15 protein-coding genes are annotated in these 13,985 nt (G+C 39.4%); 2 read left to right on the top strand and 13 right to left on the bottom strand.

Annotated elements, in window-relative coordinates; all coding sequences use genetic code 11:
• Positions 1–152: 152 nt before the first annotated feature.
• Positions 153–1,406 (top strand): nickel resistance MFS transporter NreB, encoded by a 1,254-nt coding sequence (gene nreB, locus ACPF64_RS07340; protein ID WP_426455911.1) that lies wholly within the window; start codon positions 153–155, stop codon positions 1,404–1,406.
• Positions 1,407–1,448: 42 nt separating this feature from the next.
• On the opposite strand, the gene ACPF64_RS07335 is transcribed toward nreB, so the two are convergent.
• The 4 genes from ACPF64_RS07335 to thrS form a co-directional block, all read right to left on the bottom strand.
• Positions 1,449–1,877 carry a YqaA family protein gene (locus tag ACPF64_RS07335; protein WP_426455910.1) on the bottom strand — a complete coding sequence of 143 codons (429 nt, stop codon included), beginning with the start codon at positions 1,875–1,877 and terminating at the stop codon, positions 1,449–1,451.
• Between the two features lie 57 nt (positions 1,878–1,934).
• Positions 1,935–2,555 carry a glutathione S-transferase N-terminal domain-containing protein gene (locus ACPF64_RS07330; RefSeq protein ID WP_003655042.1) on the bottom strand — a complete coding sequence of 207 codons (621 nt, stop codon included), beginning with the start codon at positions 2,553–2,555 and terminating at the stop codon, positions 1,935–1,937.
• Between the two features lie 229 nt (positions 2,556–2,784).
• Positions 2,785–3,336: a translation initiation factor IF-3 gene (gene infC / locus ACPF64_RS07325; protein WP_080592984.1), complete on the bottom strand. Its 552-nt coding sequence runs from the start codon at positions 3,334–3,336 to the stop codon at positions 2,785–2,787.
• 5 nt (positions 3,337–3,341) lie between these two features.
• Positions 3,342–5,264 (bottom strand): threonine--tRNA ligase, encoded by a 1,923-nt coding sequence (thrS, locus tag ACPF64_RS07320; RefSeq protein ID WP_005302419.1) that lies wholly within the window; start codon positions 5,262–5,264, stop codon positions 3,342–3,344.
• Positions 5,265–5,657: 393 nt separating this feature from the next.
• On the opposite strand from thrS, the gene ACPF64_RS07315 reads away from it, so the two are divergent.
• Complete coding sequence (locus ACPF64_RS07315; RefSeq protein WP_426455909.1) at positions 5,658–7,295, top strand: acyl-CoA synthetase; 1,638 nt, start codon at positions 5,658–5,660, stop codon at positions 7,293–7,295.
• 47 nt (positions 7,296–7,342) lie between these two features.
• Here ACPF64_RS07315 and yjgA read toward each other — a convergent pair whose 3' ends face one another.
• The 9 genes from yjgA to mazG form a co-directional block, all read right to left on the bottom strand.
• Positions 7,343–7,879 carry a ribosome biogenesis factor YjgA gene (gene yjgA / locus ACPF64_RS07310; RefSeq protein ID WP_005036793.1) on the bottom strand — a complete coding sequence of 179 codons (537 nt, stop codon included), beginning with the start codon at positions 7,877–7,879 and terminating at the stop codon, positions 7,343–7,345.
• Positions 7,880–7,881: 2 nt separating this feature from the next.
• On the bottom strand, positions 7,882–8,151 hold the full coding sequence (locus ACPF64_RS07305) for an HPr family phosphocarrier protein (RefSeq protein WP_013198928.1): 270 nt from the start codon (positions 8,149–8,151) through the stop codon (positions 7,882–7,884).
• A complete protein-coding gene (gene rapZ, locus ACPF64_RS07300; RefSeq protein ID WP_004794551.1) occupies positions 8,148–8,999 on the bottom strand; it encodes an RNase adapter RapZ in 852 nt (283 codons plus the stop codon). The genes ACPF64_RS07305 and rapZ overlap by 4 nt, the downstream gene beginning before the upstream one ends.
• A gap of 23 nt (positions 9,000–9,022) precedes the next feature.
• Positions 9,023–9,871 carry a pantoate--beta-alanine ligase gene (gene panC / locus ACPF64_RS07295; RefSeq protein ID WP_426455908.1) on the bottom strand — a complete coding sequence of 283 codons (849 nt, stop codon included), beginning with the start codon at positions 9,869–9,871 and terminating at the stop codon, positions 9,023–9,025.
• A 3-nt stretch (positions 9,872–9,874) separates the two neighbouring features.
• A complete protein-coding gene (gene panB / locus ACPF64_RS07290) occupies positions 9,875–10,684 on the bottom strand; it encodes a 3-methyl-2-oxobutanoate hydroxymethyltransferase (protein WP_004794557.1) in 810 nt (269 codons plus the stop codon).
• A gap of 46 nt (positions 10,685–10,730) precedes the next feature.
• Positions 10,731–11,213 carry a 2-amino-4-hydroxy-6-hydroxymethyldihydropteridine diphosphokinase gene (gene folK / locus ACPF64_RS07285; RefSeq protein WP_013198930.1) on the bottom strand — a complete coding sequence of 161 codons (483 nt, stop codon included), beginning with the start codon at positions 11,211–11,213 and terminating at the stop codon, positions 10,731–10,733.
• Positions 11,210–12,673: a polynucleotide adenylyltransferase PcnB gene (pcnB, locus tag ACPF64_RS07280; RefSeq protein ID WP_426455907.1), complete on the bottom strand. Its 1,464-nt coding sequence runs from the start codon at positions 12,671–12,673 to the stop codon at positions 11,210–11,212. The genes folK and pcnB overlap by 4 nt, the downstream gene beginning before the upstream one ends.
• 125 nt (positions 12,674–12,798) lie before the next feature.
• On the bottom strand, positions 12,799–13,203 hold the full coding sequence (locus tag ACPF64_RS07275) for a ComEA family DNA-binding protein (RefSeq protein WP_198078978.1): 405 nt from the start codon (positions 13,201–13,203) through the stop codon (positions 12,799–12,801).
• A complete protein-coding gene (gene mazG / locus ACPF64_RS07270; protein WP_426455906.1) occupies positions 13,172–13,978 on the bottom strand; it encodes a nucleoside triphosphate pyrophosphohydrolase in 807 nt (268 codons plus the stop codon). Before mazG ends, ACPF64_RS07275 begins: the two co-directional genes overlap by 32 nt.
• Positions 13,979–13,985: the final 7 nt, after the last annotated feature.

The following is a 13,985-nucleotide window of genomic DNA, read 5'->3' as shown; positions in this document are numbered from 1 at the left end:
TCCCAACTTAAAACAAAAGTAAAATGCTCATTTTTTGATATTAAATTGTCTATTTTATATAAACGTTATTCTCTATAATCAATTATCAAATTACGAGAAAATCCATAAAATCATCCCCTATAATAAGTGCAATCGCTTAAATTCAAAAGAATATGAATATACAAAATGATGCTTTCGCTGCATTACGGTATCGAGACTTCTCTATCGTTACGATCAATCAATTTTGCTTAACGCTCGCAATTTTGATTCAAGAAATTATTGTTGCCTACTCATTATATCAAATCACCAAAGATCCACTGACCTTAGGTTTAATCGGACTTGCAGAAGCAATTCCATTTATTGCCCTTTCTCTTTGGGGAGGTTATTTCGCAGATAGGTTTAATAAACAGCTCATTATGAAAATCTGTTTATTTTTTTCGGTTCCTCTCCCCTTGGTTTTATGGTTACTTTTCCACTTACATGGTTTAGGGCATATCAGTGTTAGCTTCCTTTCTTGGGGCATTTATGCTGTTATTTTTGGTTTAGGAACAATCCGCGGTTTCTACAATCCTTCTGCAACATCATTAAAACCATTTTTAATTCCGCGCGAACTCTATGCAAATGGTGCGACATGGACAACGATAGGCTGGCAAAGTGGTGTAATTATCGGCCCAATGCTTGGTGGTTTTATGCTTGCTTATTTAGGCAGAGAAACCAGTCTATTTAGTGTCGCTGCTTTACTCGCTATTTGCTTTATTTTAATTAACTTACTGCATAAACGTAGTTTCCCTAAAATTGAAACTGACAATATTTTAGAAAGTCTAGGAGACGGTTTCCGTTTTATCTGGAAAACCAAAATTGTTCTTTGGGCAATTTCTCTTGATTTAGCTTCTGTTTTATTTGGGGGTGTCATCGCGTTATTACCCATTTTTGCAGAAGATATATTAAAAGTCGGTCCTGAAGGGCTTGGATATTTACGTGCGGCTCCATCTATTGGTGCGCTTGTTACCATGATTGCCTTAACCCGCTTCCCTCCTACTCAACATGCATGGCGTAACATGTTACTTGCTGTAGCAGGTTTTGGAATATTTACTATTTTATTCGCCTTCTCAAACAATATGTGGTTATCTCTTTTTGCGCTTGCTATGACAGGTGCATGTGACAGTATTTCTGTTGTTGTAAGACAAACCATTTTGCAAATTTTCCCACCAGAAAATATGCGGGGACGCGTAGCCGCTGTAAATGGCATGTTTGTGTCTTCGAGTAATGAATTAGGAGCTTTTGAGTCAGGCTTAGCAGCTAAATATTTGGGAACTATTACAGCGACTATTTTTGGAGGCTGTATGACTCTAGTTGTTGTGACTTTCTGTTGGCTCAAAACGAATGATCTATTTAAAGTAGACATTACCAAAAGCTCAGAAGACTAAATACATATTTATAATTTAAGCATCTTCGGATGCTTTTTTATTTTAAATAAAACCCATTACTACCCAGTAAATAAACAGATAACGCCCTGCTTTAGCAATAATGACTATACCAAGGAAGCGCCAAAAATTTTCTTTGAACAGCCCAGCAACCAAAGTAATAGGATCGCCAATAATAGGCGTCCAACTCAAAAGTAAGGAGTAAAATCCATATTTATGATAAAAGCTCTGCGCTTGTTGTAACCGCTTTTCAGAAACTGGAAACCACTTACGATGTTTAAATTGTTCTATCTTTAGACCTAGCCACCAATTAACGCAAGAACCCAACACATTACCCAAAGTAGCTATGCTAATTAAAAGCAAAGCTGAATATTGCTCCTTTAATAATAAGGTTACCAATACCGCTTCAGACTGTAGAGGTAGTAATGTCGCAGCGCCAAAAGCACTAATAAAAAGCAAAAAGTAACTCAGCATAATCAATCACACCAAACGACTTTTTGCTTCAAGTATTCACTAAATCCAAGCAAGAAATTAGGCCACTTTAATCGATAGTGCTTTCTGAACTGCGGGGCGTGCTGTTAAACGTACAATATATTCTTGTACGTATGGATAATCTTCAATCTGAATACCTTGCCATTCATAACGTAAAATCCAAGGTAAAATTGCCATGTCCGCAATAGAGTATTCACCAGCGACAAACTTCTGACCAATGAGTTGTTTGTTAAGTACACCATATAAACGTTTAGTTTCATTAATATAGCGGTCTATCGCATAGGGGATTTTTTCTGGGGCAAAACGATTGAAATGATGATTTTGCCCAAGCATAGGCCCTAAACCACCCATTTGCCACATGAGCCATTGCTCAACCTCAACTCGCTCTTGCTCATCTGTTGGGTAAAACAATCCAGTTTTTCTACCTAAATATTGCAAGATAGCGCCTGACTCAAATATAGAAATTGGCTCACCACGGGGTCCATCTTGATCAACAATCGCAGGAATTTTATTATTCGGAGAAATTCTCAGGAAGTCTGGTTGAAATTGATCATTTTCTAAAATATTGATTGGATAAAGAGTGTAATCCAGTCCCATTTCTTCTAAGGCAATTGTGATTTTATGTCCATTGGGAGTTCCCCAATAATATAGATCAATCATTCTATTTTCCTACTCATCGTTATCATGACTGCGTCTTGGTTTATATCATGTTTTAAGGGAGACGATTAGATTTGCAACACTAAAAAATACATAAAATTCGTGAATTGAATTTCTTAAAAAAATATACCAATTGTCTTAAATAAAACTGAATAAAGAAAAGTTAAATGATCTTTTTTTATTGATATGTGGATAAAAAAAAGCACTGCTTTTGCAGTGCTTTTTTTGAGTATTACTTTTTCTTTTTCGGTCCAAGTAACATACCCATTTGACGGCCTTCCATTTTTGGTGCTTGTTCCACAACCCCAAACTCAGCTACATCCGCTTCAATTTTTTGTAATTGAGCTAAGCCAAGCTGTTGGTGAGCCATTTCACGACCACGGAAACGTAAAGTAATCTTCACTTTGTTTCCTTCTTCAAGGAATTTCAAAATAGCACGAAGCTTAACTTGATAATCACCAACATCAGTTGCAGGGCGCAGTTTGATTTCCTTCACTTGCACTTGATGCTGTTTTTTCTTCGCATCTTTTTGCTTCTGCTTCAGGTCAAACAAGTGCTTGTTGTAATCCATAATTTTACAAACAGGCGGCTCGGCGTTTGCAACGATCTCAACAAGATCAAGTTCAACCTCTTCAGCAGCACGCAGTGCTTCACTTAATGAAACAATTCCTTTTTGCTCACCTTCAGCACCGACGAGGCGTACTTCTTTTGCACGGATCTCATCATTAATTGCTGGACGGTTGCTTTTTGCACCTTGTTGTTGGTTACGGTCAGGCTGTTTAATCTTTCTTACTCCACAATATACCGGCCACGTTCGGCGACGGCAGACTTCACTAAGTCAATGAATGCATCTACTGACATAGTACCTAAATTTTTTCCTGAGCGGGTACGTACATTCACTGTACCTTCTTCAACTTCTCGATCACCAAGAACTAACAAGTAAGGAATACGCTCTAGAGTACGCTCACGAATCTTAAATCCGATTTTTTCATTTCTCAAGTCAGAAATGGCACGAAGACCATTTTCTTTGAGTTTTGCTACGACTTTCTCACAAGCTTCAGCTTGAGAGTCCGTGATATTCATGACACATGCTTGTAACGGTGACAACCAAGGTGGCATGAAACCAGCGTAGTGTTCAATTAGTATACCAATAAAACGCTCAAAACTGCCAAGAATTGCACGATGCAACATAACAGGCTGATCACGATCATTGTCTTCAGTCACATAAGACGCATCTAAACGCTCTGGTAAGTTGAAGTCACACTGAATAGTACCACATTGCCATACACGTCCGAGACAGTCTTTCAATGAGAATTCAATTTTTGGACCATAGAACGCACCTTCACCAGGTTGTAATTCCCATTCTAATCCTGCTGCATCTAAAGCATCTGCTAAAGATTTCTCAGCCATATCCCAAAGTGCATCATCACCCACACGTTTTTCTGGACGTGTAGAAAGTTTCATTTGCACTTCTTCAAAGCCAAAATCTTTATAAACATCAAGCGTCAGTTTAATAAAATCTGCAACTTCTTGACCGATTTGTTCTTTAGTACAGAAGATATGTGCATCATCTTGTGTAAAGCCACGTACACGCATAATGCCGTGTAAAGAACCAGATGGTTCATTACGATGACAAGAACCGAACTCTGCTAAACGAATTGGCAAATCACGGTAAGACTTCAAACCTTGGTTGAAAACTTGTACGTGACATGGGCAGTTCATTGGTTTAACCGCATAATTACGACTTTCAGAATGAGTCGTAAACATGTTGTCTGCATAGTTCGCTGCATGGCCTGATTTTTCCCAAAGCGTAAAGTCTACGATTTGTGGTGTTTTAATCTCAAGGTAACCATTGTCTTGCTGAACTTTACGCATGTATTGTTCAAGAACTTGGTAAATCGTCCAACCGTTTGGATGCCAGAACACCATACCTGGTGCTTCTTCTTGCATATGGAACAAGTCTAGAGCTTTACCAATTTTACGGTGGTCGCGCTTTTCAGCTTCTTCAATACGTTTGATGTATGCAGCAAGCTGTTTCTTATCAGCCCATGCAGTACCATAAATACGTTGAAGCTGTTCGTTCTTCGCATCACCACGCCAGTAAGCTCCAGAGATTTTTGTCAGCTTAAACGATTTTAAAAATTTAGTGTTCGGTACGTGTGGACCACGACACATATCTAAATAATCTTGATGGTAGTACAAGCCCATTTGTGTTTCTTCAGGCATGTCTGCAATCAAACGTAATTTGTATTCTTCGCCACGTGCAGTAAATTCAGCAATTACTTCATCACGTGGTGTCATTTTTTTAACGACATCATAATCTTGATCGATGAGCTTTTTCATGCGCTCTTCGACAGCTGCCATATCGTCTAATGTAAAAGGACGTGGCATCCAGATGTCGTAGTAAAAACCTTCTTCAATGACTGGACCAATCACCATCTTGGCTTCAGGGAAAAGCTGTTTAACAGCATGTCCGACAAGGTGTGCACAAGAATGGCGAATAATTTCAAGACCTTCTTCATCTTTTGGAGTGATAATTTGTAAGGTCGAATCTTCGGTAATTAAGTCACATGCATCAACTAAGCGATCATTCACACGTCCAGCAACAGTATTTTTTGCTAGACCAGGCCCGATACTTTGGGCAACTTCCATAACAGATACAGCGTGATCAAAACTCTTTTGATCGCCATTTGGCAATGTGATAATTGGCATAAAAAAATCCTTAAGGAGTGATGCCCTATACGAAGGAGCATTTCACCGCGAGATTATGATCGAGGCGAACCTCAAAATATAAAAACGGTGTAAATCAAAATTAAAAAACCTGAAAGATTTTACACTTGTTCAAGCAAAGTGAAAACCTTTGAGCCCATAAAATCATAAATACATTTTGCTTATCAGGTAAACAGCAATAAATGACTTAAAAACATATTGAGATGATTTTTTAAACATGTTCAACACAAGTGGTTTAAGATGAAGAAAATAGCATTTCTGCTCATTTTCTGACTGGAGGGTATTTCCCTTTAAGACTAAAGCATAGATGCTTTGATGAGTATTAAGTCATATTTTCAAAGAATGAATTAAAAATAGAACACGGAGTTGTTTCACATGGTTAGTGCTTATGATGAATTGCCACGCACACCCGCAAACTTTGTTGCGTTATCGCCTCTACGCTACCTAGAGCGTGCAGCTTATATTTATCCAAATCACGCTTCGATTATTCACGGTAAACGCCAAATTTCATGGAAAGAAACTTACCAACGTTGTTGCCAGTTTGCTTCTCAGCTCAAACAACTCGGAATTGGTAAAAATGATACGGTATCAGTTTTATTGCCTAATGTGCCAGCGATGATCGAAGCACATTTTGCAGTACCGATGACCGGAGCTGTGCTCAATACGCTCAATACACGCTTAGATGCAAAAACAATAGCTTTCATGTTAGAACATGCTGAAAGCAAAGTGCTTTTGGTTGACCCTGAATTTGTTAATCTAGCAAGAGAAGCCCTCTCTCTTATTCCCGACCAACACATTATTGTGATTGATGTAGCTGATGATGAATATGAGGGCGAGAATCAGTTTATTGGCTCTTTTGAATATGAAGAATGGATAGCTCAAGGCGACATTAATTTTTTATGGCATTTACCAGATGATGAGTGGGATGCAATTAGCTTAAGCTACACTTCAGGCACAACAGGTAATCCTAAAGGCGTTGTTTATCATCATCGGGGCGCTTATTTAAACGCTGCAAGTAACATCTTGGCCTGCGGAATGAAACCTCGCGCTGTGTATTTATGGACATTACCGCTTTTCCATTGTAACGGTTGGTGTTTTGCATGGAGTATCGCAGCCAGCGGTGGAACAAATATTTGTTTGCGCAAGGTCGACCCAGAATTAGTCATACAACTCATTGCAAAACATAAAGTTGATTATTTCTGTGGTGCCCCTATTGTTCTTTCAATGATTATTAACTTACCTAAAGAAAAGCAAACTGACTTTGATCACCATGTTGAAGTAATGGTTGCCGGAGCCGCTCCTCCAGTTGCTATTATTGAAGGTATGCGCAATATGGGAATTAACGTAAACCATGTGTATGGCTTAACTGAAACTTACGGGCCTTCTGCCTTATGTGCTTCGCAATCTGGATGGAATGAGCTTTCAATTGCTGAACAAGCCCAACTTCATTCCCGTCAAGGCGTGCCCTATCCATTACAAGACAGTATGCGTGTATTAGACCCAGAAACCATGCAACCTGTACCAAACGATGGACAAACCATGGGAGAAATCATGTTCCGTGGCAATATTGTCATGAAAGGATATTTAAAGAATCCCCAAGCAACCCAAGAAGCTTTTGCTGGTGGATGGTTCCATACGGGAGACTTAGCAGTTTGCCATCCCGATGGTTATGCAAAAATTACTGATCGCTCGAAAGACATTATTATTTCTGGTGGAGAAAATATTTCATCTTTAGAAGTAGAAGATGTGCTGTATAGGCACCCAGCTGTTTTAACTGCTGCTGTCGTCGCCAAACCCGATGCTCGTTGGCAAGAAGTACCCTGCGCATTTATTGAATTAAAAATGGGCGCTACAGCAACCCCTGAAGAAATTATTGCACATTGTCAAAAAGAGTTAGCTCGCTTTAAAGTTCCCAAAGATGTGGTCATTACAGAAATTCCAAAAACATCGACCGGCAAATTACAGAAGTTTATTTTGCGTGAATGGGCAAAAGAACGCGCTGAGAATATATAAATAAAAAAAGCGACGCCTTGAGCGTCGCTTTTTTTATTTAAGTGCATTTAGCCTTGATCAGACAATAATGCAATTTGCTGTACATAGTTAACAAATTTAACTTTTGATGCCTCAATATCTGCTTCACTCGCCTGTTGAGTTTTATCGCGATTGATTCTCAACACATGCTGACGCAAGGTGTGACGTTCCGATGCATTATAAATTTTACTAAATTCAGTAATTGCAGGATCACCCTGTTCAATCATGCGGTCAACCCAACGCATTAATTGAGCCTGTCTTTTTGCGCCTTGCTGCGGGGTTAAATAAGACAAAATTACGGTCTCATCTTCATTGCGCAATAACTTACCAATACGTTGAAATTGGCGACGACGTGCTTCAAAAGAACTAATGTTCTGCACTTCCATTAAAGCATCAATTAAACGCTCATCAACTGGAAGTTTCTGAATTTGTTTAATAGAAAGTTGTGCGAGTTGCTCACCTAAAGCAGCCATGCGTTGCACTGCTTTTTTCTGTTCGGTTTTGCTTGCACGTCCTTCTAAAGAACCGAAATCTTCTTCAGTATAACGTTGGGAACCACGTGCCACGATTAATCTGCCTCATAAAATTTTGCTGCGAATAACGCCAGTACTTCATTTAATGCCTGTTCTTCGTCGGTACCATCAATGACCAATCGCAAAGTGGTCCCTTTACCTGCACCTAACATCAGCAAAGACATAATATTTTTTGCATCTACCAAATGATCGCCTTTCCCAATCTGGATCGACGAACGAAACTTTGTAGTGACCTCTATCAGTTTTCCTGATGCACGAGCATGTAAACCGAGTTTATTAATTACATCAACAGTTGTGTCTATCATGACCAGTGCTTCATTTCTCTGTGTAAGACCTGAACAGACCATTCTGCCTCAAGTGCTTGTTTTAGTCTATCTACGATATAAACCGAACGATGTTGCCCCCCAGTGCAACCAATAGAAATCGTCATATAGTGACGATGTCCTTCAGCAAATGCGGGAAGCCATTTTTTTAAGAAGTGAAGAATATCATCAAACATTTCGTTTGCTTGCGGACTTGCTTCTAAAAATAGTCTTACTGGCTCATCCAAACCAGAAAAACGTCTTAATTCTAAATCCCAATGCGGATTTGGTAAATGCCGTACATCAAAAACATAATCGGCATCTAAAGGAATGCCATGTTTATATCCAAATGACTGCAATATGACAATAAGCTTATCTGACTGCCCCAATTTAGACAGTAAAATATGCTTTAAATCATGAACGCTTTTATCTGTTGTATCAATATGAACCGTAGCGCGAAACTGAATTGGAAGCAGCAACTGCTTTTCTTCATGAATACATTGCAACAGACTTTTAAAACGGTTGGCTAATGGATGTGGACGACGCGATGCACTAAAACGCGCAATCAGATCCTGATCTTGCGTAGTAAGGTAAATAACATCAACCGTGCCATGTCTTTGTAATTGCTCAAAAACATGATCGAACTCTTGCATATCTGCCCGAGTACTTCTTACATCCACACCTAAAGCCAATTGCTCTAGGTTATTTTCATGATCTAGCTTTGCCACAATTTCAGGCAGCAATGCCAAAGGCAAATTATCAATACAGTAATAGCCCAAATCTTCTAATACTTGAAGGGCCGAAGATTTTCCTGAACCAGACTGTCCTGTCACGATAAGTATACGCTTCATGGCATGGCTGTCCTTTGATCTCTTTATTGGGGTGTAAAGGCAACTTCTAAATTGTCAATCAAACGGGTTGCACCCAGTTTTGCCGCGACAAACAACACAATATCACGATCAAATTGAGTAGCAGGTAACAGATTTGTCTGACGAGCTTCGACATAATCAACAACAAAACCATTATCTGTCAACTGAGTTTTGATATCTTCTACAACTTGTTGCAAATCTTTGCCTTGATGTAACTGTTGCTCTGCCTGCTTCAAACTTTGATAAATAACCGGAGCAATCTGACGGTGCTCATCGCTTAAATAACCATTTCTTGAGCTAAGTGCTAAGCCATCTGCTGCACGAACGATTGGCACACCAATCACTTCTAAAGGAATATTTAAATCTTGCACAAACTGGCGAATAACTGCTAACTGCTGGTAATCTTTTTGTCCAAAGAAAGCGTAGTTAGGTTGCACAATATTAAAGAGCTTAGTTACCACCAAAGCTACACCATCAAAGTGTCCCGGACGTGAACTACCACATAAAGCATCTGTAATCTGGTTTACACTTATGTTCGTTAAACGTGGTTGTGTACCGTACATTTGCTCAACTGATGGTGCAAAAATAATGTCACAGCCTACATCAGCCAATAGACGACTATCTTGTTCTAAAGTACGAGGATAGTTATCAAAATCTTCACCCGGTCCAAATTGAGTCGGGTTTACGAAAATGCTCACAACCACAACATCACATAACTTTTTCGCTTCACGAACAAGTGTGAGATGTCCTTCATGTAGATTTCCCATTGTTGGGACAAAACCAATAATTTTACGTGCAGCTCTAGCAGGATTTAAAGAAGCTGCAAGACCTTGTATGGTGGTTTCTGTTTTCATGAATTACAGCTCAACGTGAAAAGTATGTTCTTTGGCAGGGAATGACTGATCCTGCACAGCAGCATGGAAAGCTTTAAAAGCATCTAAAATGGCAGTTTCACCTGATTGCTCTTTCATAAAGTTACGTACAAAACGTGCAACTCGACCAAAAGTTAAACCCAACATATCTTGTACAACTAATACTTGACCATCGGTTGCATTACCTGCGCCAATACCAATTACAGGCGTATTTGGGAATAATTCAGCAATTTCTTGACCCAACTGGGCAGGAACACATTCAAGTAATAATACCGCTGCGCCGGCCTCAACCACTGCTGTACAATCAGCAATAAGCTGATCTGCTGCTTCACGTGTTCTAGCTTGTAATTTATAGCCACCGAATACATGCACAGATTGAGGCGTTAAGCCTAAATGTACACAAACAGGTACACCATTACGGGTTAAAACCTGCACGATTTCACTTAACCATGCACCGCCTTCGATTTTCACCATTTGAGCGCCAGCTTGCATGACTGTTCTTGCATTTTGCAAAGCATCATTCAAGGTTGCATAACTCATGAATGGTAAGTCTGTCATAATCAAGGCATGTTGATTACCACGGCGCACCGCTGCCGTATGATAAGCCATATCTTCAACGGTTACTGGCAAAGTTGAATCTCGCCCTTGAATTGCCATTCCAAGAGAATCACCAATTAAGATTGTATCAATTTCAGCAAGTTCCATTGCTTTTGCCATGCTTGCATCGTAACAAGTTAGACAAGAGAACTTACGTCCTTCGGCTTTAAATTTTCTTAAGTCACTTAGACTAATCATGATGATATCCTCTACAGGAGTTTGCAGAACATAATGAATCGAGAGCTTAAGCCCAAGACTCATCCGCAAGTACAGTCAGCGTTGGCTGCTGTATCAGTTCTAAATTTTTAAGTGGCTGATCATTAATTTGTAAATCAGCATCTAAATCTAATAAAGGAATTACAACAAAATCTCGTTGTAGAATGCCTATGTGCGGCACAGTTAAGCGCTCATTGTGAATTTTTTCATTGCCATATATAAGCAAATCCAGATCTAAGGTTCGCTCACCCCAACGACGAAGTCGTACACGACCAGCTTCTTGCTCAAAACGTTGTAAATGATCTAGCAAATCTAAAGGCGCAAGATCCGTATTTAATTCTGCAACTGCATTTAAATAATTTGGCTGGTCTTGAGGCCCCATAGGTGGACTTTGATAAAGTCTAGAAACTTTAACCATTCCTAAGGTTTTAAGCTTGGCAATGGCTTCAGATAAAATTTGACGGGAATCGCCTAAATTACTTCCTAAACCAATATAAGTGGTTATTGTCATTGCGTTGGCCCAAAAACAACTTGGCTTAAATCGCGTTGTACCCGCTTACGTTTTAAAATTGGATGATCGCCTATCACGCCTGCTTCAGAAGTAGTCGCTTTTTCAACAAATCGGCCAACTGCCTGATCTTGTCTAGTACGTTCTTTTTTCCCACGGCGAGTACGTGGTTCCGGAATATCAACCAACGGTTCAATTTCCGTATCAACTTTATTATTTTCAATAGGCTCAGCGGCAGCTTTACGACGGTTTCTAGCTTTCTGACGATTATAGTGGCTAATAGCAGCTTCTTTTTCGTCATTTGACATTTCTTGGTAGGATTCCCACCAGCTTCCCATTCCTTGTGTTGTGTCATCACCTGACTTTTCACGGAGTAATAAGAAGTCAAAACCAGCACGGAAGCGAGCATGCCCTGCCAATGCTTCTATTTGCTGTGGTTTTGGATTGAGCAAACGAGTTTGCATTTCCCAAACTTCACGAATAAAAGTTTCTGCAAAACGAGGAATAACTGTACGTGTCGCTTGACGTTTTAAGACATCTAAACCAGCCTGTGCACGCGCTTCGGCTGGCACAATACCTTTAGATAAATAAAATTCACAACGCTCTAAAAACGGCTGCCACAATAAAACCGCATAGAAAAATGCAGGGTTAATTGTTTTACCCACTTGTATACGTTGATCTGTATTCTTTGCTGCTCTTAAAATAAATGCAGTGAGATTAGGCTGAATATCGGCAAAAAGTTGCTTCCAGACACCGAACTCAATCAACATTGGCAAAACACGCGCCAAATGTCCCATTGTGAACAGCTTCTGAGATTCATCATATAAACGATGCGGCGAGACATCACGCAATAATTGCGTCATTTCAGCATCAAATATATCGAGAATATTTGAATCAATTTTGAAATTTAACTTGGCTGCAAAGCGTAAAGTTCGCAGCATACGCACAGGGTCTTCTTCAAAACGCTGTGTTGGATCACCCAATAAACGCAAAGTTTTGTTTTTAACATCGTCAATTGCTTTGCAAAAATCGAGCACAATAGCCTTACGCGGTTGGTAATATAAGGTATTGATAGAAAAGTCACGTCGAGCAAAGTCTTGTTCGATGGTACCCCAGTTATTGTCACGTAAAATCATGCCTGAGGCACTCGTAACTGCTTTTTTAGGAGGGGCACGGAATGTTGCAACTTCAATCAGCTCACGTCCTGAATAGACATGTGCCAATTCAAATCGACGACCAATGATTCGGCAACGTCGGCCAAAAACTTCTTTAATTTGAGCAGGTGTCGCATTGGTGACTGCATCGAAATCTTTAGGATTAAACCCTAGCATTAAATCACGGACACCACCCCCAACAATATAAGCTTCATAGCCAGCTTTAGTCAGGCTATCGATCACATCTAAAATCGAAGAAGGAAGTTGGGCTGTGGACAAACCACATTTTGACGCTCGCAAGGTTTGCAAAAGACGCTGTCTCCTACGTCAGGACGTAAATAACAAGTTGTCGCTAATCATAGCTCTAACGCACACAAAGGGCAATTTGATTCTCTGTAGTTTGCGCATGAAATGACAATTGACAAACACATGATTTATAAACTCAACCGCGTTTTATTCTTTTCAAAAATGGCTGGACCAATGCCCTTTACGTTTTTAAATTCATCAATATTTTTAAAACCACCATTCTTTTGGCGGTATTCTACAATCGCCTGAGCCTTTTTCTCACCAATCCCTTTTAGCTTTTGAAGCTCATCAATATTGGCTTGATTCAAGTGAACTTGCCCTGAAGAATCAGTCATTGTTGAACTTTTTGGGGCATTAGAGTGAGAGGAATGCTGCGTGCTTAACTTCTGATCATACATCTGCTGTTTAGCTTTCCACTCCTTAAAATTTTGATCAAAAGATTGGGCCTGAACAAAGCTTGAAGAAATCAGGCTCCAAAATAAAACAATAAAAATATAATACTTACTCTTCCAAAGATTCATGCTGAGCTGCATGTGTTTTTTCCCCTAACTTTAACTGCCGCTTTGCCTGATTCCACAATTCATCCATTTCAGACAAGGTCATGTCTTCTAATGTTCTTTGCTGTTTTTTCGCTTGATCTTCAATAAAAGCAAAACGGCTTCTAAATTTATGTATTGTTGATAAAAGTGATGTTTCACTTGAAATCGCAAGTTTACGTCCTACATTGACTAATGAAAACAGGCAATCTCCAAATTCATCTTGAATTTCATCAATATTTTGATTTTTTAGTGCTTGCTTAAACTCGTCTAACTCTTCTTCTAGTTTTCCATAAGCATCTTCTACGGTTTCAAAGTCAAACCCAACTTTTGCTACATTTTCTTGAATTTCTTGTGCCTGCAATAGGGCTGGTCCATGCTTTATTTCATCTAATCTTGATTGCGGCTTGCCTTGTTTTTCTTGCTGTTTAATTTGTTTCCAAAGCTCACTTACTTGCTCTGGCGTTAAGTTATTAAATTGATCTGCCTGAAAAACATGTGGATGGCGGCGAATTAACTTTTCACTTATTGCCTCAACAACATCTTGAAAGTTAAAAGCACCTTGCTCACTAAACATTTGTGATTGAAACACGACTTGTAATAACAAATCGCCTAGCTCATTTCTGATTTCATCGATATTACCCTGACGGACAGCAGCCTCAACTTCATATGCTTCTTCAATCGCATATTTAGTCAGTGACATTGGGGTTTGTTCTTGATCCCACGGACATTTTTCTCGTAACTCTTGCATAATTTTAAGCAATTTATCCATGGTAACC

It is taken from the genome of Acinetobacter sp. KB005, from assembly GCF_049949095.1.
Taxonomy (GTDB): Bacteria; Pseudomonadota; Gammaproteobacteria; order Pseudomonadales; family Moraxellaceae; genus Acinetobacter; species Acinetobacter calcoaceticus.
This window is presented reverse-complemented; position numbering and strand designations above follow the sequence as displayed.